Origin of the sequence: Streptomyces sp. NPDC056061 (assembly GCF_042266885.1) — a bacterium.
Taxonomy (GTDB): Bacteria; Actinomycetota; Actinomycetes; order Streptomycetales; family Streptomycetaceae; genus Streptomyces.
This window is the reverse complement of sequence record NZ_JBHJWQ010000022.1, coordinates 112,830-136,080: the sequence shown is the minus strand read 5'-3', so window position 1 is coordinate 136,080 and position 23,251 is coordinate 112,830. Positions and strand designations below refer to the sequence as shown.

Genomic DNA, 23,251 nt, shown 5'->3' with positions numbered 1-23,251 from the left:
GAAAACTGAACGATGCATCAAGGACAAAAGCCACTCAATACAGATATATCTCCGATCGCATCCCACCCCTACGGCGCGCCGGAACCTCTCGCCCGAACCCCGTCCGGGACCTTGGCACGCCCCGACGAGGTGCGGCGGTATGGCGCGCGGGCACCTCGCGCGTCCGCGTGAACGGCACGACCCCGCTGCTCGAACCGACATGGAACGGGGACTTCCGGGCATGGTGGCGACACCGCGCGTGATCAAAGATGCACCCGTGAAACCACTTTCTTGTCATTTTTTGTACTGTGCTTACTATCTACCTGTCGAATTTTCTCAACGGATTTGGCCAGTTCTGAAACTGGCGCCCATCGGCTAGGAGCACGCCCTGCGCACGCGCGTCTCACGGCGGACCAAATCGACCACCATGTCGCTGCGGACAGCCCTTCTCGTACTGGCCATCGTTCCGGGAGTCGCGCTGGCCGCCCTGTGGGCCGTCACCAGCGGTCAGACCCTGGCGGACTACCAGCGACAGGCGACCCAGGGCGAGTTGGCCGAGAAGGCGGGCCGACCGTCCAACATCGTGTACTACAACCTCCAGGAGGAGCGGCGGCTCAGCGCCGACGTGCTGGACGGCCGCAAGGGTGCACAGGACGCACTGCGACGGCAGCGCGAGCTGACCGACGAAGCCGTCAAGAGCTTCCGGGTGCTCTCCGACGTGGCGACCGACGACGCACCCGCCGAGATCCGCGACGCCGTCAGCGCGGCACGCACCGCGATCGGCCAACTGCCCACCCAGCGTGCCCTCGTCGACGACGGCGGCGCCGCGCAGCAGCAGGCCGTGTACGCCTACTACTCGGACCTGATCGCGGTGGACCTCGAACTCTTCGCGGCACTCAGCCGCGTCGACAGCGGCCGGGTCAGCACGCTCGCCCAGCCGCTCGTCGACCTCTTCTGGGACAAGGAGATGATCTCCCGCTCGGACGCCCTGCTGTCGCGCGGCTGGTCCAAGGGGAAGCTCAGCGAGGAGGACCTCGCGCAGGTGCGGGAGGCCGTCATGGGCCAGCCGCTGCTGTACTCGTCCCAGATCGTGCCCTACCTGTCGAAGGACGAGAAGGCCGCGTGGGACAAGCTCACCCAGAGCCCGGCCTGGAAGACCAAGACGCAGGTGGAGAACCAGGTGCTGCGGTCGGCGGACGCCGACGGCTCCGGCCTCGTCACCCTCGACGCCGACGAGAAGGCCTGGCGCGGTGCGATCGACGAGGTGAACAAGCAGGTCGCGGACCTGCTGGAGACGCGCACCACCGCCGTGATCGCCGAGAGCCGGGACGGCGTGCGGTCCCTGCTGTCCAAGGTGGCGCTGACCACGGTGGTCGGGCTGCTCGCCGTGATCGCGGTCATCTGGACCTCCTGGCGTCTGACCCGCGATCTCCGCCGCCGGATCAGCAGCCTCCAGGAACGGGCCGAGGAGCTGGAGAGGGCGCTGCCCGACGTGGTCGAGCGGCTGGCCCTGGGCGAGCGCATCGATGTCGAGGCCGAGGCCCGTGCCATCGAACACGACGGCAAGGGCGGCAAGGGGGACGAGCTGACCCGGCTCGGCGACGCCCTCAACCTGGCGCGCGCCAGTGCGCTGACCGCGGCCGTCAAGCAGGCCGACCAGCACCGCGGGTTCGAACGCCTCCTCCAGCGCATCGCCCGCCGCACCCAGCAGCTGATCGGCCAGCAGCTGAAGAAGCTGGACGCCCTGGAGCGCAAGCACGAGGACCCCGAGATCCTGGAGGGCCTCTTCGACCTCGACCACCTCACCGCACGTCTGCGCCGCTACGAGGAGAACCTGGTCATTCTCGCGGGCGGCACCCCGCACCGGCGCTGGCGCAAGCCGGTTCCGCTGCTGGACGTGATGCGTTCCGCGCAGGGCGAGGTGCAGGACTACCAGCGAGTGGTGCTGGACCTCGACGGCACCCCGTGGCTGTCGGCCCGGGCCGTGGGTCCGGTCGCGCACGTGCTCGCCGAGCTCATCGAGAACGCGCTCAGCTTCTCCCGGCCCCCCGCCCCCGTGGAGGTCAGGGCCGCCGAGGTGAGCCGCGGTCTGGTCATCGAGGTCGAGGACCGGGGCCTGGGCATGGAGCAGGACCAGCTGGCCGCGGCCAACGAGCTGATGGCCCGTCCGCCGCGGATGGACATGCTGGCCCACTCCGACGACATCCGGCTCGGGCTCTACGTGATCGCACGGCTCGCGGACCAGCACGGCCTGCGGGTGGAGTTCCGTTCCTCGGCATACGGCGGCACCCGCGTCGTCGTGCTCGTCCCCGACGAGCTCACCGTCGCGCAGCCGCAGTCCGGACCGGTCGGCGTGCCGTCCCCGGCTGCCGCGCCGCACCCCGCAGCGGCACCAGTACCGGAGACGCCTCCCGGCGAGCCGCTGCCCAGCCGCGTCCAGGGCCGGGCGCTGGCCGACGTCACCGCGCTGAACGAGGCGGGCGTGCCCTACGCCGCCACCGCCCCGCGGCCGTTCCCGACCGCCGAGCCGTCCCACCCGTCGCCCGACGGCACCTTCCCCGACGACGTCCGGGAACAGCCGTACGCCGCTCCGGAGAACCCGGCACCGGGTCCGGACGAGCCCTACCGGGCGCCGGGCGGAGGGTACAACGCGCCGGGCGAGCCGTTCCCGGCACACGAGTCCCCCTACGGCGCGGCCGAACAGCCCTACATGACGGCGGCCGGCCAGTACCCGGTGGACCCGCCGGCGTTCTCGGCGCCCGAGGCGCCCTACCGGGCGTCGCAGCAGGCGTACCCCGCCCCGTACGCCTCCGGTCCCGAGTCCGGCGCCACCGGCCTCCCGGTCGACGGACCCCGGCAGACCTGGCCGGACACCACCCGCGCGGGACGGCTGCCGGTATCGGAACCCGACCACCCGGCACCGCCCGACCCCAATGCCGTCCCTCCGGAGCACGGATCCGACCGGCCCGCACCGGCCGCGTCCGGTTCCGAACCCCCGCTCCCGCGCCGGGTCCGGCAGGCCAGTCTGGCGGACGAACTGCGGATCGCCCCGGCCGCCCGCAACGCCGTGCCCGCACCGTCGCGCCGGGACGAGAACCCGCAGCCGCGTCCGATCCCGCACCGGGCCGGAGCCACGATCGGGGCCTTCCAGCGCCGGTCCCGCGCCGCCCGCGCGACCGATGGGACAACGACGCCGCCCGCACCGCCCGCCAGTCCGCTCCCCACGAGAGAAGAACGGTCATGACACGCACAACCGCCACCCACCAGGATCTCGACTGGCTGCTCGACGGCCTGGTGGATTCGGTGGCCGAAACCGTCAACGCGGTCCTGCTCTCCGACGACGGTCTCGTGGTGAGCCACTCGCGCACCATCGACCGGGCCGACGCCGAGCGTCTGGCCGCCATCTGCACCGGCCAGCAGAGCCTGGCCCGCGGTGTCGGCCAGCTGTTCAACGGCGGCGGCGTGCACCAGGTGATCGTCGAGTTGGCCGACCTGTGGCTGTTCATCATCTCGGCGGGCCAGGGCACCCACCTCGCCGTGATCGCCTCCCAGGAGGTGGACGCCGAGATCATGTCGCTCGCCATGCACAACCTCGTCCAGCAGGTCGGCCAGAAGCTCTCGACCCCGACCCGCGGCGACTTCGACGCCTTCGGCACCGGGGACGGGCAGCGCGCGTGACCCCGCACTGGGAGGAGGACGCCGAGGAGTGCGCGGCGGGCACGATGGTGCGCCCGTACACCATCACCCGGGGGCGGACCGCCCCCGAGCGCGACGACTTCAGCCTCATCACCGTGCTGACGACCGCACAGGATCCGCGGAACGAGCACGGTGCGCCGATCCTGCCGGGCCGGCTCCAGCCGGAGCACCGGATGATCCTGGAACGCTGCCGTCGTCCGTCCGCGGTCGCCGAGGTCGCGTCGGGCCTCGGCCTCCCGGTGTCGGTGACCAAGATCCTGCTGGCCGACCTCGTCGCCCAGGGCCTGCTGCTGGCCCGCGCACCGCTCACGGTGGCGCGGGCGGCCGGCGGGGCCGACATGGGCCTGCTCGCCGCCGTTCGTGACGGACTCCGGAGACTCTGAACCAACATGACAAGCAGTCAGGCGGCACCCGCCGCCGTAAAGATCCTCATCGCCGGAGGCTTCGGCGTCGGCAAGACCACCATGGTCGGCACGGTCAGCGAGGTCACCCCGCTGCGCACCGAGGAGTACCTGACCCAGGCCAGCATCGGCGTCGACGACCTGGCCGGCGTCGGCCAGAAGGACACCACCACCGTGGCCCTGGACTTCGGCCGGATCACGGTGAGTCCCGAACTGGTGGTCTACCTCTTCGGCACCCCCGGCCAGGAACGCTTCTGGTTCATGTGGAACGACCTGGTCAACGGGGCGCTCGGCGGTGTGGTGATCGCCGACACCCGCAGGCTGGAGTCGAGCTTCGCCTCGATCGACTTCTACGAGAGCCGGGACATCCCGTTCGTCGTGGCGATCAACTGCTTCCACGGTCACAACACCCGGACGCCGGACGAGATCAGGGCCGCCCTGGACCTCGACCCGCACGTACCGATGCTGGTCGGCGACGTCCGCGACCGCCCGTTCGCCCGGGACGTGCTGCTCGCCCTGGTGGACCACCTGATGAGCCTGCCCGCGGCGGCGGGCTGACCCCCGCCCCGTTCCACGCGTCGCGGCGGGCCGGCCACCGCGTCCGGCCCCGCGTACGCCGCACCGCTTTCCCCGTTCTGGAGAGAACTGAGATGATTTCACCCCTGCGCGTCCTCGTTCAGGGCGGCGGGATCGGCGGGCTCGTGCTCGCCACCGCGCTCGCCCGGCGCGGTCACACCGTCGAGGTCGCGGAACTGCGCGACCGGCTCGACGCGCTCGGCGTCGGCATCATCCAGCCGTCCAACGCCCTGCACGTCATGCGCGAGATCGGAGTCCTGGCCGACTGCCTCGACGCCGGCTTCGAGTGGGAGATCCTGACGATCGCCGACCCGACCGGCAGAACGCTGGCCGAGATACCGCAGCCTCGGATGGACGGCATCCCCGCCAACAACGGCATCCCGCGTCCCGCGCTGGCCGAGGTGCTGAGTTCCGCCGCGGTCGCCGCCGGGGCCACCATCCGCTTCGGCACCACCATCACCGAACTCGCCGACGACGGCTCCGGTGTGGACGTCACCCTCTCCGACGGCTCCACCGGGCGCCGGGACCTCGTCGTCGGCTTCGACGGCATCGGCTCGCCGCTGCGCACCCGGTTGTACGGGGACCGCTACGCCCCCGAGTACACCGGCTTCGCCAACTGGCGTGTGACGGTGCCGCGCCCTCCGCAGGTGCGGGGTGTGGTGATGGCCAACGCGGGCAAGGGCGGCAAGGCGCTGCTCACCCCGATCACCGACGAACTGATGTATCTGGGCGCGGTGTTCGCCGAGGCCGAGCACTTCCGGCCGGACCCGGAGCGGGCCCACGAGCAGCTCGCGGAGCGGCTGAGGGCGTTCTCCGGCCCGGTCGCCGAGGCGCTCGCCACGGTCACCGACCCGGCCGCGGTGGTGTACTCAAGGATCTCGCAGGTGACCGTCGAGGAGCCGTGGCACGTCGGCCGGGTGGTGCTGGCCGGTGACGCCGCGCACGCCTCCACCCCGCACATCGCGCAGGGTGCGGCGATGGCCGTCGAGGACGCGCTGGTGCTCGCCCTGTCGCTGGACGCCGAGGACGACGTGGCCGCGGCGCTGGAGGCGTGGGAGGCCCGCCGCCGTCCCCGGGCGATGTGGATGCAGGCCATGTCGCGTGCCGTGCTCAAGCAGGAGACGGGCAGCGCGACCACGCCGGAGGAGGACGAGCTGCTGAAGATCGGTATTCCGGGCGCGGCCCACGTGCTGGTCCGGCCCTACTGATCCAGGCCGATGCGCGTGGAGCGTCGCGGTTCCGGCCGGGCCGGGCCGGTGTCCTCCGGCCCGGCCCGTCGCGGCGGCGCGCCCGCAACGTGCCGTTCGTCCACTCAGGGCAGCATGGCTATCCCGTCGATCTCGACGAGTGCCTGCTCGTCCCAGAGCCTGGCCACCCCGATGACCGCCATCGCCGGGTAGTCGCGGCCGGCCAGCCGACGCCAGATCCTGCCCATCTCCGCGGCGTTCGCCCGGTAGTCGGCCACATCGGTGGCGTACACGGTCACCCGGGCCAGGTCCGCCGGAACGCCGCCTGCCGCGCGCAGGGCGGTGAGCAGATTGGCGAGCGCCGTGGCGAACTGCTCGGGCAGCGTGGAGCCGATGACCTTGCCCGCCGGGTCGAGCGCGGTCTGCCCGGCCAGGAAGACGAGTTGGCCGCCGACCGCCGTGACGGCGTGCGAGAATCCCGCGGGCGGCGAGAGTTCGGCGGGGTTGATCCGGTGGACCGGACTCATGCGGACGCCTCCCGGTTCGCGTACAGCTCCTTGGCGATGATGGTGCGCTGGACCTCGCTGGCGCCCTCGTAGATCCGTGGCGCACGCACTTCCCGGTAGAGGTGTTCGAGGAGGTGGCCGCGGCACAGGGCGCGGGCGCCGTGCAGCTGGACGGCGGTGTCCACGACGTACTGCGCGGTCTCGGTGGCGCAGAGCTTCGCCATCGCGGCCCGGCGCGGCACACCGGGTTCGCCGGCGTCGTACCCGGCGGCGGCCGCGTACACCAGGAGCCGGGCCGCCTCGGTGCGCACGGCCATCTCGGCGACCTGGTGGGAGACGGCCTGGAGGTCCTTGAGCGGCCCGCCGAAAGCGGTGCGTTCGCTGGTGTGGGCGATGGTGGCGTCCAGGGCGGCGCGGGCCATCCCGACGGCGAACGCGCCCACGCTGGGGCGGAACAGGTTCAGGGTCTCCATGGCGACGCGGAAGCCGTGGTCCGGTTCGCCGAGCACGTCGTCGTGGCCGACCGGCACGCCGTCGAAGGCAAGGGATCCGACGGCGTGCGGCGCGAGCATGTCGAGTGCGGTGCCGGTGAGTCCGGGGCGGTCGGCGGGGACCAGGAAGGCGGTCACGCCGCGGGAGCCCGCACCGCGGGTCGTACGGGCGAAGACCGTGTAGAAGTCGGCCTCGGGCGCGTTGGAGATCCAGCACTTCTCGCCGGTCAGCCGCCAGCCGCCGGGAGCCGGTTCGGCGTCCAGGGAGAGGGCCGCCGCGTCGGAGCCCGCACCCGGTTCACTGAGCGCGAAGGCTGCCACGGCACGGCCCGCACGCACCTCCGGGACCCAGCGCGCGCGGTGCGCCGGGGTGCCCGACCGGAGCACCGGGTGCGTGCCGAGCCCCTGGAGGGCCAGCGCGGTCTCGGCCTCGGTGCAGCCGCGGGCCAGCGACTCGCGGAGCAGGCAGAGGTCGAGGGCGCCGGAGTTCAGCATCCGGTCGAGCAGACCGGCTTCACCGAGTGCGGCGATCAGCGGACGGTTGACGTGGCCCGGGTCGCCCTTCTCGGCGAGCGGGCGCAGTCGGTGTTCGGCAAGGGATCTCAACTCCTCGCACCAGGCGTTTTGTGCCGGATCGAGTGAGAATGGCGTCATCGCGGCGCCTCTCCTGTCGCGTCTCGTCGGTGAGTCGTCCTTCTCGTCTCTTCGTCTGCCCGTTTTCGTCGTGGATTCCCGTCCGCCCGGTTTCTGGCGCGTTCGCTACCCTGCCCGGTCCCGTACACCCGGGCTCCGGACGGCCGCCCATTCGGTCTATCACGGACCGTTGACTACCGTCACCCAAACGATACGCTCCAAGGGCGACAAGGGGGCGATCCGTCATGGACCCGAAGACCTCAGCGCACCTCGACACCTTCGCCAGGGAGCATCTGCCACCCCCGGACCAGTGGCCGGAGCTGCTCTTCGAACTCCCCGAACTGCACTATCCGGTCCGGCTGAACTGCGCGGCGGAACTGCTGGACCGCACCATCGACCGGTTCGGCGCGGACCGCCCCGCCTTCCGCACGCCCGATGGCGGGGTGTGGAGCTACGGGGAATTACGGGACCGAGTGGACCGGATCGCCCGGGTCCTCACCACCGATCTGGGCGTCGTCCCCGGCAACCGGGTCCTGCTGCGCGGCCCCACCACACCCCATCTCGCCGCCTGCTGGCTGGCGGTGCTCAAGGCGGGCGCCATCGCCGTCACGGTACTGGCCCAGCAGCGGCCGGCCGAGCTCGCCACCATCTGCTCGATCGCCCGGGTGGGCCACGCGCTGTGCGACGTCCGGACGGTCGACGACCTGGTGGCGGCCGAGGTGCCGGGGCTGCGCATCACGGTGTACGGGGGCGGCGGACCGGACGACCTGCTGAGCCTGGCCGGGGCCCGGCCGGGCCCGTACCGCGCGGTGGACACGGCCGCGGACGACGTCGCGCTGATCGCGTTCACCTCCGGCACCACCGGGCGCCCCAAGGGCTGCATGCACTTCCACCGGGACGTGCTCGCCGTCGCGGACACGTTCTCGCGCCATGTCCTGCGCCCCACGCCGGAGGACGTGTTCACGGGCAGTCCGCCGCTGGGCTTCACCTTCGGGCTGGGCGGGCTGGTGATCTTCCCGCTGAGGGCCGGTGCCAGTGCCCTGCTGCTGGAACGGTCCGGTCCCACCCAGTTGCTGCCCGCGCTCGCCGCCCATCACGTCTCGGTCCTGTTCACCGCGCCGACCGCGTATCGCCTGATGCTCGACCACGTGGACGAACACGATCTGCGCGCCCTGCGGCGCTGCGTCTCGGCCGGGGAGAACCTTCCGGTCGCCACCTGGCGGTCCTGGTACGAGCGGACGGGGCTGCGGATCATCAACGGCATCGGCGCCACCGAACTGCTGCACATCTTCGTCTCCGCCGCCGACGACGCGATCCGCCCCGGCACCACCGGGATTCCGGTGCCCGGATGGCGGGCCCGGGTGCAGGACCGCGAGGGCAGGCCGGTACCGGACGGTGAATCCGGTCTCCTCGCGGTGCGCGGCCCGGTCGGCTGCCGCTATCTGGCCGACGGGCGTCAGCGCGACTACGTGGCGCACGGCTGGAACATCACCGGCGACACCTACGTGCGGGACGCGGACGGCTACTTCCGCTATGTCGCCCGCGCCGACGACATGATCATCTCCTCCGGCTACAACATCGCGGGCCCCGAGGTCGAGGACGCCCTGCTGCGCCATCCGTCGGTCGCGGAGGCCGCCGTGGTGGGCCGGGCGGACGAGGTGCGCGGCCACGTCGTCGTGGCGTACGTGGTGCTGCGCGAGGGTGCCGACGTGTCGGCCGATGCCCTGCGCACGTTCATGAAGGGCGAACTGGCCCCGCACAAGTGCCCGCGCGTCATCGAGTTCCTGCCCGCCCTCCCCCGCACGGCGACGGGAAAGCTGCAACGCTTCCGGCTCCGGGACGCATGAGCCGGGAAGGACGGCCGGGGCCCGGCCGGCGCTTGCGCCGGCCGTCCTGCGGCGCTCTGCCCCGGAGCGGGCTGCTCCGACCGGGAGGAGGCGGGGCACCGGCCGCGCTGCTGGAGCGGATTGCGCGGGAGCAGCGGCACGCCCATCACGCCGGTGCGCACCCCGTCCCGTGCCTCTGCCACGAGTGCCGCCCGTCACTCCAGTGCGAGCCGGGGTTTCGGGGCGTCGGTGCGGCCCGTCGGCGGGCGGCGGCTGCCCGCCCGGTACGGGAGCGGCCAGGGCGCGCCGGGGCCGTTGTAGCCCTGTTCGGCCGCGGCGTGCAGCGTCCAGTGCGGGTCGTAGAGGTGGGGGCGGGCCAGGGCGCACAGGTCGGCCCGGCCCGCGAGCAGCAGGGAGTTCACGTCGTCCCAGGAGGAGATCGCCCCGACCGCGACGACCGGCACGCACAGGGTGTTGCGGATCCGGTCGGCGTACGGGGTCTGGTAGGAGCGGCCGAACTCGGGGCGTTCGTCGGGGACGACCTGGCCGGTGGAGACGTCGATGGCGTCGGCGCCGTGGGCGACGAACGCGCGGGCGATCTCGACGGCGTCCTCGGCCGTGGTGCCGCCCTCGGCCCAGTCCGTGGCGGAGATGCGGACGGTCATGGGGCGGTCGTCGGGCCAGACGGCCCGGACCTCGTCGAAGACTTCGAGGGGGAAGCGGAGCCGGTTCGCCAGCGACCCGCCATAGGCGTCGGTGCGCCGGTTGGTCAGCGGCGAGAGGAAGCCGGAGAGCAGGTAGCCGTGGGCGCAGTGGAGTTCGAGGAGGTCGAAGCCGCTGCGGTCGGCGCGCCGGGCCGCCGCCACGAACTGTTCGCGCACGGTGTCGAGTCCGGCCCGGTCCAGGGCGCGCGGGGTCTGGTTGACGCCGGCCGCGTACGGGATCGCGGAGGGCGCGGTGACCGGCCAGTTGCCGTGGTCGAGGGGCTGGTCGATGCCCTCCCACATGAGCTTGGTGGAGCCCTTGCGCCCGGAGTGGCCGAGTTGGACGCCGAGGGCGGTGCCGGGGGCGTTGGTATGGACGAAGTCGGTGATCCGCTGCCAGGCGGTGACCTGTTCCGGGGTGTAGAGGCCGGTGCAGCCGGGGGTGATGCGGCCCTCCGCGCTGACGCACACCATCTCCGTCATGACGAGCCCGGCCCCGCCGAGCGCCCGTGCGCCCAGGTGGACGAGGTGGAAGTCACCGGGGACGCCGTCGACGGCCGAGTACATGTCCATGGGCGAGACGACGACGCGGTTGCGGAGTTCGAGGCCGCGCAGCCGCAGCGGGGTGAACATGGGCGGGGTGCCGGGCGCCCGGCCGAACTCCTCCTCGACCGCGGCGGTGAAGGAGGGGTCGCGCATCCGCAGGTTGTCGTGGGTGACGCGGCGGCTGCGGGTGAGGAGGTTGAAGGCGAACTGGCGGGGCGGTTGGTCGACGTAGGTGGCGAGTTCCTCGAACCAGCGCAGGCTGGCCGCGGCGGCCCGCTGGGTCGACTCGACGACCGGCCGCCGCTCGGCCTCGTACGCGGCGAGCGCGTCCGGCAGTCCGGGCTGCTCCTCGATGCAGGCGGCGAGCGCGAGCGCGTCCTCGACGGCGAGTTTGGTGCCGGAGCCGATGGAGAAGTGCGCGGTGTGCGCGGCGTCGCCGATGAGCACGGTGTTGCCGTGCGACCAGTGATCGTTGACGACCGTGCGGAAGGTGAGCCAGGCGGAGTTGTTGGAGCGCAGCGTCCCGCCGCCGAGTGCCTCGGCGAAGATCTCGGCGCAGCGTGCGGTCGAGTGCTCCACGTCGCAGGTGTCGAATCCGGCGGCGCGCCATACCTCTTCGCGCATCTCGACGATGACGGTGGAGGCGTCGGCGGCGAAGGGGTAGCCGTGGAGTTGCATCACCCCGTACGGGGTCTCGGCGATCTCGAAGCGGAACGCGTCGAACGCGAAGTCCGCGGCGAGCCAGATGTAGCGGCAGCGGTGGGTGGTGAGGCGGGGGCGGAAGACGTCGGCATGGGCGGTGCGGGTGAGGCTGTGCACCCCGTCGGCGGCGATCACCAGGTCGTACGTGGCGGCGAGCTCGGCGGCGGGCGGCGCGGGGGTACGGAAGCGGAGGCGTACGCCGAGGGAGGCGCACCGTTCGTGCAGGATCTCCAGGAGTCTGCGTCGCCCGAGGGCCGCGAAGCCGTGGCCGCCGGAGGTCTGGGTCACGCCGCGGTGGACGATGTCGATGTCGTCCCACCGCACGAACTCGTGCTGGAGGGCCCGGTGGACCACGGGGTCGGCGTGCTCGATGCCGCCGAGGGTCTCGTCGGAGAGGACGACGCCGAAGCCGAAGGTGTCGTCGGGGGCGTTGCGCTCCCAGACCGTGATGTCGCGTTCCGGGCCGAGCCGCTTGAGCAGGGCCGCGGCGTAGAGTCCGCCGGGCCCGCCGCCGATCACCGCGACCCGTCGTACGCCGGGCCGACGCGTGGCCGGGTGCGATGGGGCGGGGGGTGCGACGGGTTCCGGCGGGGCGCCGGTGCGCGCGGGGCGGGTTTCGGGGGGCATCGTGCTACCGGCCCTGCCAGTTCGGGGGCCGCTTCTCGGTGAAGGCCGCGTGGAATTCGGCGTAGTCCTCGCCGTGCATCAGCAGGGCCTGGGTCGCGGCGTCCATCTCGACCGCGGCGGCGAGCGGCATGTCGAGTTCGGCGGTCAGCAGGGCCTTGGTCTGGGCGAGGGCGAGGGCCGGTCCGTCGGCGAGCCTGCGGGCCAGCTCAGCCGCCCGTGCGTCCGCCCCGCCCTCCTCGGTGAGCTCGCTGATCAGCCCGATCCGCTCCGCCTCGGGGGCGCGGACCGGTTCGCCGAGCATCAGCAGCCGGGTGGCGTGGCCGAGGCCGACGACGCGCGGCAGCAGGTAGGCGGCGCCCATGTCCCCGCCGGAGAGGCCGACCCTGGTGAAGAGGAAGGCGAAACGGGCGGAGGGGTCGGCGATCCGGAAGTCGGCGGCCAGCGCCAGAACCGCGCCCGCACCCGCGGCCACCCCGTGTACGGCGGCGATGACGGGGAAGGGGGTCTCACGAAGGGCCCGCACCACCTGGCCGGTCATCCGGTTGAAATCGAGGAGCTGGGCGGTGTCCATGGCGAGCGTCGCGCCGATGATGTCGTCGACGTCGCCGCCGGAGCAGAAGCCGCGGCCCTCCCCCGCGAGCACCAGGGCGCGCACACGGCGTTCGCGGGACAGCTCGGCGAGCAGATCGCGCAGGTCGGCGTAGGCGCCGAAGGTGAGCGCGTTGAGTTTCTCGGGCCGGGCGAGGGTGACGGTGGCGACGCCGTCGTCCATCGTCAGTCGCAGATGACGCCAGTCATCCGTTCGGGGGGCGGAGCTGGGAAACGGGCTCATGGAGGGTGCTCCCCTTCAGCCGTCGGGCCGCTGCCTGCAACCGAAGTTATCACTCGTACGTGACTCTCGTCACGGAAACGCGACATCGGGAGCGTGAGAGCGTAGTGCCGAACGTCCCCTTCGCACCGGTCGACGGACCCTTGTCTGTGTTGTTGCACTTCGTAAGGTTGAAGTGCAGAAGTATTGGCCGCCAAACAGTCCATCGACTCCGGAACGGAAACGCCCTCTTGCCCGCCGATGTCCCCCTTCCCGCCTCGTGGCGGATCGCCCTGCCGCACTCCACGGCGGCCGTACCGGTCGCCCGTGCGCTGATCCGTACGGCGCTGGCGGACATCGACGCACCGGCGGACTGCGACACGGCCGAACTCCTCACCGCCGAACTGGTGGCCAACGCGGTGGAGCACACGCGCGGCGAGACGCCGATCGAGCTGGTGGTGGAGCTCTGGCCGACCGGCTGCCAGGTGGAGGTGCACGACCCCGACCCGACGCCTCCGGGCGACCTCTCCCGCCCCGGGCCGGGCAGCGAACCGAGCCCCTGGCAGGAGCACGGGCGCGGTCTGCTGCTGATCCGCGCGCTCAGCGCGGCCTGCGGTCACCGCACGACGGAGCGGGGCAAGGCGGTGTGGTTCACGCTGCCGTCCCGTGCACCGCAGGGCTGACCGCCGCGCGGCGGTCAGCCCTGCGGGAAGCGGTCGACGACCGGTCGGCGGTCAGCGCCCCGCTTCGTCCGCTGCCGCGGCCAGCCGGGAGCGGCTGCGCCCGTAGCAGGCGTACACCGTCGCTCCGACCGCCAGGAAGACGGCGAACTGCACCCAGGTCGTCCAGCCCGTCCCGTACATGAGGTAGAGGCAGAAGCCGACGCCCAGGAGCGGGCTCAGCGGATACACCGGCACCCGGAACGACCCCTTCACCTCGGGGTTGCGGCGGCGCAGCACGATGACCGCGAGGTTCACCGCCACCATGGTGGCCAGGGTGCCGATGGTGGTCAGGTTCACCACCACGTCGAGGGACGAGAAGGCCGCGGGAACCGCGAAGACGGCGGCCACGATCCAGGTGTTGGCGACCGGCGTCGAGGTGCGCGGCGAGACCCGCTCGAAGACCCGCGGGATCAGACCGTCCCGCGACATCGACATCAGGATGCGGGTCTGCCCGTACATGACCGCGAGCACGACCGAGGCGATCGCGACGACCGCCCCGAACGCGATGACCCCGCCCCCGATGGTCGAGCCGGTGACCTGGTCCACGACGATCGAGAGCGCCGCGGGCCGGTCGGCGACCTCCCGGGGCCCGAGCGCGCCGATGGCGCCGAGCGCGACGGCGCAGTAGAGCAGGGTGACCAGGCCGATGCAGACCATGATCGCGATCGGGATGTTCCGGCGCGGGTTCCGCACTTCCTCGCCCGCGGTGGTGATGGCGTCGAAACCGATGTACGAGAAGAACGCCAGCGACGCACCGGCGGTGACCCCGCCCGCCCCGTGCGCGAAGAAGGGCGTGAGGTTGTCGTGCCGGAAGGCGGTGAAGGCGATGGCGCAGAACACGATCAGCACGGTGATCTTGAGAACGGCCATCGCGGCGGTGGCGCCCGCACTCTCGCGGACCCCGCGCACCAGCAGGGTCGCGGCCAGGAGGATCACCAGGACCGCCGGCAGGTTGACCACTCCGCCGTCGCCGGGCCCCGCGGAGAGCGCGGCGGGCAGTTGCCGGCCGATCACGCTGTCCAGGAGTTCGTTGACGTACTGGCTCCAGCCGACGGCGACCGCGGAGACCGAGACCCCGTACTCCAGCAGCAGGCACCAGCCGACGAGGAACGCGATGCGCTCGCCGAGGGTCGCGTAGGCGAAGGAGTACGAACTGCCGGACACCGGGATCGCGCTGCCGAGCTCGGCGAAGGAGAAGGCGGTGAAGACGCAGGTGATCGCGGCGAGGACGAAGGACAGCACGACGGCCGGGCCCGCCTCGGAGACGCTGTCGGAGAGGCCGACGAAGATGCCGGTGCCGACGACGGCGCCGATGCCGAAGCACACGAGCTGGAAGAGGCCCATGGTGCGCTTGAGGCCGTGTCCCTCCAGGTCGGCGCCGGACTCGGCGATCAGCTGGTGGGGGTTCTTGACGCGCGGACCGGACGGGTTCGGGCGGTTCGACGGTCGCAGCGGACTCACGGGGCGTTCTCATCTCTGGTGGAGCATGTGGGGGGAGTGCGACTCGGGCCCGTGGGGGGCTCCGGGAGGCGGGGCTTGCGGATCGATGCTTCCGGACGACGCTGTTCCGGGAACGGTCGGGACCGGGAACGGTCGGGACCGGGAGCGGTCGGGGGCTGGGCGATGGGGTCCGGGGGAACTCGGAGCTGCGGGGCGCCGGAGGCGCGGCTCCCGGCCGTGCCCCGTGGCACCCACGGGTGGGACGCGGCCGACGGGCCGCACGCGGGAGTGGGGTTCGAGCGTGCGAGCCCGAACCCCACCGTGCGGCGCGGAACGGCACGGCCGCACGCGAGTTCACCCCGACGGCCGCCCGGTCACACGGTCAGCCGCCCGATCACGCCGTCGGCCACTCGCAGTCGGACGTTCGCGGTCGGCATTCCCCGCCGGCCGCTCGCGGTCAGACGCTCGCGGTCGCCGGGGCGGCGAGCGTGGCCACCAGGATCGCCTTGATCGTGTGCATCCGGTTCTCGGCCTCGTCGAAGACGACCGAATGCGCGGACTCGAAGACCTCGTCGGTGACTTCCAGCTCGGTCAGCCCGTGGGCCGCCTCGACCTCCCGCCCGACCGCGGTGCCCAGGTCATGGAAGGCCGGAAGGCAGTGCAGGAACTTCACGTCCGGGTTGCCCGTGGCGTGCAGGACGTCCATGGTCACCGCGTACGGCGCGAGGGCCTCGATCCGCTCGGCCCAGACCTCCTTGGCCTCGCCCATGGAGACCCAGACGTCGGTGGCGACGAAGTCCGCACCCGCGACCCCCTCGGCGATGTCCTCGGTGAAGGTGATCCTCGCCCCGCTCGTCTCGGCCAGCCTGCGGGCCTCGCCGACGATCGCGTCGGCCGGCCAGTACGCCTTCGGCGCGACGATCCTCACGTCCATGCCCAGCAGGGCGCCCGTGACCAGGTAGGAGTTGCCCATGTTGAAGCGGGCGTCGCCGAGATAGGCGAAGGCGATCCGGTCCAGCGGCTTGTCGCAGTGCTCGGTCATGGTGAGGACGTCGGCGAGCATCTGGGTCGGGTGCCAGTCGTCGGTGAGCCCGTTGAAGACGGGTACGCCGCCGTGGGCGGCGAGCTCCTCGACAGCCGCCTGGCTGTCGCCCCGGTACTCGATGCCATCGAACATCCGACCGAGGACGCGCGCGGTGTCCTTCACCGATTCCTTGTGTCCCATCTGGGAACCGGAAGGGTCGAGGTAGGTCGTGGAAGCGCCCTGGTCGGCGGCGGCCACCTCGAAGGCGCAGCGGGTACGGGTCGAGGTCTTCTCGAAGATCAGCGCGATGTTCCTGCCGCGCAGTCGCTGCTCCTCGGTCCCGGCCTTCTTCGCGGCCTTGAGTGCGGCCGCGAGGTCGATCAGGCCGCGGAACTCCTCGGCCGTGAAGTCCAGCTCCTTGAGGAAGTGGCGGCCTGCGAGGTCTATGGCCATGGGACAGCTCCTGGGTGCGGCGACGGTCGGACGTACAGCAACGATGAAAGTCTATACGAAAGAATGCATCACTATACAGCGCCTGTTCGCACCGCCGCGCACGGCACCTCGTGCGCGGCGGTGCGGCGGTACGTCCGGCGGATCGGGCCCTACGACACGGCGTCGCGCTCCACGGGACAGCTCATGCACCGGGGGCCGCCCCGGCCCCGGCCCAGCTCGCTGCCCCGGATCTCGATGACCTCGATGCCCTCCTTGCGCAGGTGGGTGTTGGTGGTGACGTTGCGCTCGTACGCGACGACGACCCCCGGCTCCACGGCCAGCACGTTGCATCCGTCGTCCCACTGCTCGCGCTGGGCGGCGTGCACGTCCTGGACGGCGGTGAGCACCCGGATCTCGTCCAGCCCCAGGGCGTGCGCGATCGCCCGGTGCATGTGCTCGGGCGGGTGGTCGGTGACCTTCAGATCCCTCGGCCCGTCCCCCGGTTCGATGGTGTACGAGCGGAGCATGCCCAGGCCCGCGTACTTGGTGAACGTGTCGCCGTCGACCATCGTCATGACTGTGTCGAGGTGCATGAGCGCCCGGCGCTTGGGCATGTCGAGCGCCACGATCGTGCGCGCCGACCCCGTCCCGAACAACCCGCGGGCCAGCATCTCCACGGCCTGCGGGGTGGTGCGCTCGCTCATTCCGATGAGGACGGCGCCGTTGCCGATGACCAGTACGTCACCGCCCTCGATGGTGGACGGGTAGTCGTCCTGCCCCTCCGACCAGTGGTGGAAGGCGCCCGCCTCGGGACCGGTGAAGAGCGGGTGGTGACGGTAGATCGCCTCGAAGTGGACGGTCTCGCGCTGCCGGGCCGGCCAGCGCATCGCGTTGATGGACACCCCGTCGTATATCCAGGCCGAGGTGTCCCGGGTGAAGAGGTGGTTCGGCAGCGGGTCGAGCAGGAAATCGTCGAGATCCATGACGTGGAACCGGACGGAGGTCGGTTCGGTGTGCCGCTCCAGGAACTCCCGCTTGGTCATCCCGCCGACCAGCGCCTCGGTCAGCTCGGCCGCCGGCAGCTCCTCGAACGCTGCCCGCAGGGGCTCGGTGGCGAGCGGCCCGTACTCCTTCTCGTCGAAGACCCGGTCCAGGACGAGGCGTCTGGCCACCGGGATCTCCAGCGACTCGCGCAGCAGGTCGCCGAAGAGGTGCACCTCCACCCCGCGGTCGCGCAGCACGTCGGCGAAACCGTCGTGCTCCTGGCGGGCCCTGCGCACCCAGAGAACGTCGTCGAAGAGGAGCGCGTCCTTGTTGCCGGGTGTGAGCCGCTTCAGTTCCAGATCCGGTCGGTGCAGGATGACGCGGCGCAGCCGCCCGGTCTCGGAGTCGACGTGGAATCCCATGTCTCCATCCTCACCATGCCGAGCACCGTTCACCCGGCTCATCGCCCCCGCGTTTCCGGTGGCGCGGCGGCCCCGCCCGTCGGCGCCGGTGGATCGCCCCCGGTTCCGACGGGCGGCCCGCCGGTGCCGTACTCCGCCGCGCGGCGTGCCCGGCGCCGTGGCCGGCGGTGTCCGCCCGCGAGGAGCGGCCTCCGGTACCCCCTGCCGGTCACGGCGGACGGTGGTGCGAGGACGTGGCCTACAGCCGGGGGTCGACGGGCTCCGACTCCAGGGCCAGCACCGCGAACACCGCCTCGTGGACCCGCCACAGCGGCTCCCCGCCGGCCAGCCGGTCCAGCGCTTCGAGCCCGAGCGCGTACTCCCGCAGCGCCAGCGACCGCTTGTGGCCGAGGAACCGGCCGCGCAGCCGCTCCAGGTTCTCCGGCCGGGTGTACTCCGGGCCGTAGATGATGCGGAGGTACTCCCGGCCGCGCACCTTGATGCCCGGCTGGACGAGCCGCCCCTTGCCGTCCCGGACGAGTGCGGCGAGCGGTTTGACGACCATGCCCTCGCCGCCGCGTCCGGTCAGCTCCAGCCACCAGTCGATGCCGGCGCGCACCGATTCCTCGTCCCCGGTGTCGACGACGAGCCGTCGGGTGACCTGGAGCAGCCCGGTCGGGTCGTGCTCGACCAGCCGGTCGATCCAGGCAAGCTGCTCGTCGTGCGGCACGGGGGCCAGCGAGCGGCCCCGCACGGCGAGGATCTGGAACGGGGCGAGCCGCACCCCGTCCAGCCCCCGGGTGGTCCAGCAGTAGCGGCGGTACGCCTCGGTGAACGCGGCCGCGTCCTCGGCCCGCTCCCGTCGGCGGTCGGCGAGGGCGGTCACGTCCACCCCGCGGGAGGCCGCCGCCGCGAGGGCGGCACCGGCTGCCGGGAGGACGGCGCCCGACGCGGCACCGACCGCCGCGTACTGCGTGCGCAGCAGTCCGGACGCCTTGAGGGACCACGGCATCAGTTCGGCGTCGAGCAGCACCCAGTCGGTGTCCCACTCCTCCCAGAGCCCGGCGGCGGTGACGGCGGTGCGCAGCCTGCCGAGGATCACCTCGGTGAGTGCGGCGTCGTCGAGGAACGGTCGCCCGGTGCGGGTGTACAGCGCCCCGGTCGGGCCTCCCTCGGCACCCCCGCGGGAGGCATCGCCCACGCCGAAACGTTCACGGGCGGCGTCGGCGTCCCGGCAGACCAGGGCCACCGCGCGCGAGCCCATGTGCTTCTCCTCGCACACCACCCGGGCGATCCCGTCCGCCCGGTACTGGGCGAATGCCTCGGCCGGGTGCTCCAGGTAGCCGTCCTCGCGCGAGGTGGCGGTGGGTGCCATGGTCGGCGGGAGGTAGCCGAGCAGCCGGGGATCGACGGCGAACCGGCTCATGACTTCGAGCGCCGCCGCGGCGTTCTCCTCGCGGACCGCGACGCGCCCCATGTGCCGGGTCTCCACGATCCGGCGGCCGTGCACATCGGCGAGGTCCAGCGGTCGGCCCTCCCGGCCCCCGGGCGCCTCGGTGACCAGCGGCTTGACCGGCTCGTACCAGACCCGCTCGGCCGGCACGTCGACGATCTCGCGCTCCGGCCAGCGCAGCGCGGTCATCCTCCCGCCGAAGACCGCGCCGGTGTCCAGGCAGATGGTGTTGTTGACCCAGGAGGTGTTGGGCACCGGGGTGTGGCCGTAGACCACGGCGGCACGGCCCCGGTACTCCTCCGCCCACGGGTGGCGCACGGGCAGGCCGAACTCGTCGGTCTCCCCCGTGGTCTCCCCGTACAACGCGTGCGAGCGGACCCGCCCGGAGGTGCGGCCGTGGTACTTCTCGGGCAGCCCGGCGTGGCAGACGACGAGCGCGCCCCCGTCCAGTACGTAGTGACTGACGAGCCCGTCGATGAACTCCCGTACCCGCGCACGGAACTCCGGGTCCTTCTCGTCCTCCCGGTCGAGCTGCTCGATGGTCTCGGCGAGTCCGTGGGTGGGCCGCACCGTGCGGCCCTTGAGGTACCGCCCGAGCTTGTTCTCGTGGTTGCCCGGTACGCACAGCGCATTGCCCGCGTACACCATGGACATGACGCGGCGCAGTACGCCGGGGCTGTCGGGCCCCCGGTCGACGAGGTCGCCGACGAAGACCGCGGTGCGCCCGTCGGGGTGCGCGCCGTCGACGTAGCCGAGCCTGCCGAGCAGCGTCTCCAGCTCGGAGCTGCAGCCGTGGATGTCACCGATGATGTCGAAGGGGCCGGTGAGGTGGCGCAGGTCGTTGTAGCGGCGCTCCAGCACGACCTCGGCGCGCTCCACCTCCTCCTCGCTGCGCAGGACGTGCACCTTGCGGAAGCCCTCGCGCTCCAGGGCGCGCAGCGAACGGCGCAGTTCGCCGCGGTGGCGCCGGACGACGTGGCGCGGCATGTCGGCACGGTCCGGACGGGCCGCGTTGCGTGCCAGGCAGACCTCCTCGGGCAGGTCGAGGACGATCGCTATGGGCAGCACGTCGTGGCTCCGGGCCAGCTGGACCAGCTGCTTGCGGCCCTCGGACTGGACGTTCGTGGCATCCACCACGGTCAGCCGGCCGGCGGCGAGCCGCTTGCCGGCGATCACGTGCAGGATGTCGAAGGCGTCCCGGCTGGCGCTCTGGTCGTTCTCGTCGTCGGCGACCAGGCCGCGGCAGAAGTCCGAGGAAATCACCTGTGTCGGCTTGAAGTGCCTGCGGGCGAAGGTGGACTTGCCGGAGCCGCTGGCCCCGATGAGCACGACGAGGGAGAGGTCGGTGACGGGCAGGGTGCGGGCGGTACCGGTCATGCGGCTTCCCCCTTCTTCTCGGTCGGGTGCGCGGCGTCGTCCTTCTCGGTCCGGTGCGCGGTGTTGTCCTTCTCGGTCCGGTGCGCGGTGTTGTCGGCGGCGGTCTTCGTGAACACGGCCATCTGGGTGGGCGGCCCGACCTCCGGGTCGTCCGGCCCGACCGGCAGGAACTCCACGCCGTACCCGTGCCGGTCCGCCACTTCCCGGGCCCAGTCGCGGAACTCGGCCCGTGCCCACTCGAAACGGTGGTCGCCGTGACGCACGTGTCCGGCCGGCAGGGTCTCCCAGCGGACGTTGTACTCGACGTTGGGTGTCGTCACGACGACGGTCCGCGGGCGGGCCGCACCGAATACGGCGTACTCCAGCGCGGGCAGCCGCGGCAGGTCGAGGTGTTCGACGACCTCGCTGAGCACGGCCGCGTCGTACCCCTTGAGCCGCTTGTCGGTGTAGGTCAGCGACCCCTGCTGAAGGGTGACCCGCCGGGCCTGGAGCTCGCCCATCCGGTCCAGCTTCAGGCGGCGCGCCGCGATCGTCAGGGCCCGCATGGAGACGTCGACTCCGACGACTTCCGTGAAGGCCGCGTCCTTGAGCAGGGCCTGCACCAACTGGCCCTGGCCGCAGCCGAGGTCCAGCACCCGGTGCGCCCCGGCCGCGCGCAGCGCCGCCAGGATCGCGGCACGCCGCTGCTCGGCGAGCGGCACCGGCCTCTCCTCGGTGTCCGTGGTCTCGTCGACCGCGTTGTCGACGCTGTCGACGTCGAGGTCGTCCGATTCGGCGAGCCGCACCAGTTCGAGCCGCTGCGCCGCCTGACGGGTCAGGCCCCACCGCCGGGACAGGTAGCGGCTGGTGATCAGCTTCTGTTCGGGGTGGCCGGCCAGCCAGCCCTCGCCCGCCCGCAGCAACTTGTCCACCTCGTCCGGAGCGACCCAGTAGTGCTTCGCGTCGTCGAGCACCGGCAGCAGGACGTACAGCTGCCGCAACGCGTCCGCGAGCCGCAGCTCCCCCTCCAGCACCAGCCGTACGTAGCGCGAGTCACCCCACTCCGGGAACCGCTCGTCCAGCGGTACGGCCACCGCCTCCACGCCCGTCCAGCCGAGCGGGCCGAAGATCCGCCGCACCAGTTCCGCACCACCGCGCGCGGGGAGCGCGGGTACCTCGATCCGCAGCGGAAGCGGCTCCTGCGCACGCTCCGGCAGCGCCCGGCACACCCCGTTCAGCGCGGACTTGAAGACGGTGCTCATCGCCACGGAGAGCAACGACGACGCCGCGTACGGGCGGTCGTTGACGTACTGTGCGAGCGCCGCGTCAGGGGCTCCGCCCCGGCCCTTGCCCTTGCTCCGTCGCACCAGCGCCACGGGATCGACCTCCAGCAGGAGCGCCGCGGTGCAGCGCTCGGCGGATGCCTCGGGATAGAAGACATGCGCCACGCCGTGCGAGGTGGAGAACGCCTGCGCCCTGTCGGGATGCTTGTGCAGCAGAAAGCCGAGGTCGGTCGCGGGACGTTCCGGGTTGCCGGTGGTACTGATCGTCAGGAACACGTGTCCGAGTATGGTCCGGTCAGCTCATCCGCCACCAAGCATTTTCACCTGTGGTCGCGGCCCTCGCCCGTTGCGGCCGGCCCTCCTTCCGTTCTTTCCTCCTCCCCCTCCGCATCCCCCTTTCCCTCCGTGTCCTCCCCGGCCTTCGCCGATCCGCCGAGCACTTCGGCGAGTGACGCGACGGTGTCCGGGCCGACCCGGCAGCAGCCGCCCACCAGCCGGGCCCCGGCATCGCACCATGCCCGCGCCCTTGTGGGGTCGAACGTGGCACCGCCCGCCCACCGCCGTTCCCCGGAGTCCCACCGTTCACCGCTGTTGGGGTAGACGACGACCGGCTTCCCGGTCGTCCCGGCCGCCACCCGCACGGCCCGGTCCACGTCCGCCGGATCGCAGCAGTTCACCCCGACGGCGAGCACCTGTCCGTGCCCCGCCGCCAGGGCGAAGGCCGTCTCCAGCGGCTGCCCCGCCCTGGTTCGGTCCCCCGCCACGTTGTACGAGAGCCAGACGGGCAGCCCGCATCCCTCGACCGCGCGCAGCATCGCCGCGGCCTCGTCGACGTCCGGCACCGTCTCCAGCGCCAGCACATCGGGCCCGGCCGCGGCCAGGGCCTCGACGCGCGGCCGGTGGAACCGCTCCAGTGCCCGGACGGAGAGCCCGTACCGTCCCCGGTACTCGCTGCCGTCCGCCAGCATCGCCCCGTACGGGCCGACCGATGCCGCGACCCAGACGTCCCGTCCCGCCCCGCCCGCGGCCCGCCGGGCCAGCCGCACACTGCGGGCCAGCAGCTCCGCCGCTCCGGCCCGGCCGATGCCCCGTCGCCCGAACCCCTCGAAGGTCGCCTGGTAGCTCGCCGTGATGAGCACCTGTGCGCCCGCCCGCACATAGGCCGTGTGCGCCGCCTCGATCCGCTCCGGTCCCTCCGCGAGCAGCCGGGCCGACCACAGCGCGTCGGACAGGTCGCAGCCCTGGGCCTCCAACTGGTTGGAGAGACCGCCGTCGAGCAGCACCGCCTCCCGGGCGAGCGCGTCGCCGAGCGCACGGGCGGGAGTCCCCTCGGACGGACGGGCGAACCGCACGGATACCTCCCTGGTGAGCCGGGTTCCCGGCCGGGTTCCTCGCCGGGTTTCTGAACCGGGTCTCCGATCCGGGTCGCGCCCGTGACCGGTGGCCCGCGCTCCGCAGGACCGGAGCCGTGACC

17 protein-coding genes are annotated in these 23,251 nt (G+C 72.2%); 7 read left to right on the top strand and 10 right to left on the bottom strand.

Going from position 1 to position 23,251, the window contains the following annotated elements:
- Positions 1-406 precede the first annotated feature (406 nt).
- From ACFC79_RS27185 to ACFC79_RS27165, 5 genes are all read left to right on the top strand, one after another.
- Positions 407-3,223 carry a nitrate- and nitrite sensing domain-containing protein gene (locus ACFC79_RS27185; protein ID WP_376244985.1) on the top strand — a complete coding sequence of 939 codons (2,817 nt, stop codon included), beginning with the start codon at positions 407-409 and terminating at the stop codon, positions 3,221-3,223.
- Complete coding sequence (locus ACFC79_RS27180) at positions 3,220-3,657, top strand: roadblock/LC7 domain-containing protein (RefSeq protein WP_376244982.1); 438 nt, start codon at positions 3,220-3,222, stop codon at positions 3,655-3,657. The genes ACFC79_RS27185 and ACFC79_RS27180 overlap by 4 nt, the downstream gene beginning before the upstream one ends.
- Entirely contained in the window at positions 3,654-4,058 is a 405-nt protein-coding gene (locus ACFC79_RS27175) for a DUF742 domain-containing protein (RefSeq protein WP_376244980.1), read from the top strand. Before ACFC79_RS27180 ends, ACFC79_RS27175 begins: the two co-directional genes overlap by 4 nt.
- A gap of 6 nt (positions 4,059-4,064) precedes the next feature.
- Positions 4,065-4,634 carry an ATP/GTP-binding protein gene (locus tag ACFC79_RS27170; RefSeq protein ID WP_376244978.1) on the top strand — a complete coding sequence of 190 codons (570 nt, stop codon included), beginning with the start codon at positions 4,065-4,067 and terminating at the stop codon, positions 4,632-4,634.
- A gap of 92 nt (positions 4,635-4,726) precedes the next feature.
- Positions 4,727-5,860 carry an FAD-dependent monooxygenase gene (locus tag ACFC79_RS27165; protein ID WP_376244975.1) on the top strand — a complete coding sequence of 378 codons (1,134 nt, stop codon included), beginning with the start codon at positions 4,727-4,729 and terminating at the stop codon, positions 5,858-5,860.
- A 104-nt stretch (positions 5,861-5,964) separates the two neighbouring features.
- On the opposite strand, the gene ACFC79_RS27160 is transcribed toward ACFC79_RS27165, so the two are convergent.
- Both ACFC79_RS27160 and ACFC79_RS27155 read right to left on the bottom strand, forming a co-directional pair.
- Positions 5,965-6,366, bottom strand: coding sequence for a RidA family protein (locus tag ACFC79_RS27160; protein ID WP_376244973.1), 402 nt, complete (start codon positions 6,364-6,366; stop codon positions 5,965-5,967).
- Complete coding sequence (locus tag ACFC79_RS27155; protein WP_376244970.1) at positions 6,363-7,490, bottom strand: acyl-CoA dehydrogenase family protein; 1,128 nt, start codon at positions 7,488-7,490, stop codon at positions 6,363-6,365. The genes ACFC79_RS27160 and ACFC79_RS27155 overlap by 4 nt, the downstream gene beginning before the upstream one ends.
- A 224-nt stretch (positions 7,491-7,714) precedes the next feature.
- On the opposite strand from ACFC79_RS27155, the gene ACFC79_RS27150 reads away from it, so the two are divergent.
- Positions 7,715-9,316: an AMP-binding protein gene (locus ACFC79_RS27150; RefSeq protein WP_376244967.1), complete on the top strand. Its 1,602-nt coding sequence runs from the start codon at positions 7,715-7,717 to the stop codon at positions 9,314-9,316.
- 194 nt (positions 9,317-9,510) lie between these two features.
- Here the strand turns inward: ACFC79_RS27150 and ACFC79_RS27145 are convergent, their stop codons facing one another.
- Positions 9,511-11,874, bottom strand: a complete 2,364-nt coding sequence (locus ACFC79_RS27145) for a bifunctional salicylyl-CoA 5-hydroxylase/oxidoreductase (protein ID WP_376244965.1) — start codon at positions 11,872-11,874, stop codon at positions 9,511-9,513.
- A 4-nt stretch (positions 11,875-11,878) separates the two neighbouring features.
- A complete protein-coding gene (locus ACFC79_RS27140; protein WP_376244963.1) occupies positions 11,879-12,706 on the bottom strand; it encodes an enoyl-CoA hydratase family protein in 828 nt (275 codons plus the stop codon).
- A 227-nt stretch (positions 12,707-12,933) separates the two neighbouring features.
- Here ACFC79_RS27140 and ACFC79_RS27135 point away from each other — a divergent pair, with 227 nt between their 5' ends.
- Positions 12,934-13,365 (top strand): ATP-binding protein, encoded by a 432-nt coding sequence (locus tag ACFC79_RS27135; protein ID WP_376244960.1) that lies wholly within the window; start codon positions 12,934-12,936, stop codon positions 13,363-13,365.
- A gap of 51 nt (positions 13,366-13,416) precedes the next feature.
- On the opposite strand, the gene ACFC79_RS27130 is transcribed toward ACFC79_RS27135, so the two are convergent.
- From ACFC79_RS27130 to mmuM, 6 genes are all read right to left on the bottom strand, one after another.
- Positions 13,417-14,865, bottom strand: a complete 1,449-nt coding sequence (locus tag ACFC79_RS27130; protein WP_376244958.1) for an amino acid permease — start codon at positions 14,863-14,865, stop codon at positions 13,417-13,419.
- A 436-nt stretch (positions 14,866-15,301) separates the two neighbouring features.
- Complete coding sequence (argF, locus tag ACFC79_RS27125) at positions 15,302-16,321, bottom strand: ornithine carbamoyltransferase (RefSeq protein WP_376244956.1); 1,020 nt, start codon at positions 16,319-16,321, stop codon at positions 15,302-15,304.
- 149 nt (positions 16,322-16,470) lie between these two features.
- Positions 16,471-17,706: an arginine deiminase gene (locus ACFC79_RS27120; RefSeq protein ID WP_376244953.1), complete on the bottom strand. Its 1,236-nt coding sequence runs from the start codon at positions 17,704-17,706 to the stop codon at positions 16,471-16,473.
- A 238-nt stretch (positions 17,707-17,944) separates the two neighbouring features.
- Entirely contained in the window at positions 17,945-20,515 is a 2,571-nt protein-coding gene (locus ACFC79_RS27115) for a polynucleotide kinase-phosphatase (protein WP_376244951.1), read from the bottom strand.
- Complete coding sequence (locus tag ACFC79_RS27110) at positions 20,512-22,053, bottom strand: 3' terminal RNA ribose 2'-O-methyltransferase Hen1 (protein ID WP_376244948.1); 1,542 nt, start codon at positions 22,051-22,053, stop codon at positions 20,512-20,514. The genes ACFC79_RS27115 and ACFC79_RS27110 overlap by 4 nt, the downstream gene beginning before the upstream one ends.
- 44 nt (positions 22,054-22,097) lie before the next feature.
- On the bottom strand, positions 22,098-23,129 hold the full coding sequence (mmuM, locus tag ACFC79_RS27105) for a homocysteine S-methyltransferase (RefSeq protein ID WP_376244945.1): 1,032 nt from the start codon (positions 23,127-23,129) through the stop codon (positions 22,098-22,100).
- Between the last annotated feature and the right edge of the window lie 122 nt (positions 23,130-23,251).

Excerpts from the sequence above, each read along its gene's own strand:
- ACFC79_RS27185 (WP_376244985.1), top strand. The coding sequence starts at position 407 with ATGTCGCTGCGGACAGCCCTTCTCGTACTGGCCATCGTTCCGGGAGTC.
- ACFC79_RS27180 (WP_376244982.1), top strand. The coding sequence starts at position 3,220 with ATGACACGCACAACCGCCACCCACCAGGATCTCGACTGGCTGCTCGAC.
- ACFC79_RS27170 (WP_376244978.1), top strand. The coding sequence starts at position 4,065 with ATGACAAGCAGTCAGGCGGCACCCGCCGCCGTAAAGATCCTCATCGCC.
- ACFC79_RS27165 (WP_376244975.1), top strand. The coding sequence starts at position 4,727 with ATGATTTCACCCCTGCGCGTCCTCGTTCAGGGCGGCGGGATCGGCGGG.
- ACFC79_RS27160 (WP_376244973.1), bottom strand. The coding sequence starts at position 6,366 with ATGAGTCCGGTCCACCGGATCAACCCCGCCGAACTCTCGCCGCCCGCG.
- ACFC79_RS27155 (WP_376244970.1), bottom strand. The coding sequence starts at position 7,490 with ATGACGCCATTCTCACTCGATCCGGCACAAAACGCCTGGTGCGAGGAG.
- ACFC79_RS27150 (WP_376244967.1), top strand. The coding sequence starts at position 7,715 with ATGGACCCGAAGACCTCAGCGCACCTCGACACCTTCGCCAGGGAGCAT.
- ACFC79_RS27145 (WP_376244965.1), bottom strand. The coding sequence starts at position 11,874 with ATGCCCCCCGAAACCCGCCCCGCGCGCACCGGCGCCCCGCCGGAACCC.
- ACFC79_RS27140 (WP_376244963.1), bottom strand. The coding sequence starts at position 12,706 with ATGAGCCCGTTTCCCAGCTCCGCCCCCCGAACGGATGACTGGCGTCAT.
- argF (WP_376244956.1), bottom strand. The coding sequence starts at position 16,321 with ATGGCCATAGACCTCGCAGGCCGCCACTTCCTCAAGGAGCTGGACTTC.
- ACFC79_RS27120 (WP_376244953.1), bottom strand. The coding sequence starts at position 17,706 with ATGGGATTCCACGTCGACTCCGAGACCGGGCGGCTGCGCCGCGTCATC.
- ACFC79_RS27115 (WP_376244951.1), bottom strand. The coding sequence starts at position 20,515 with ATGACCGGTACCGCCCGCACCCTGCCCGTCACCGACCTCTCCCTCGTC.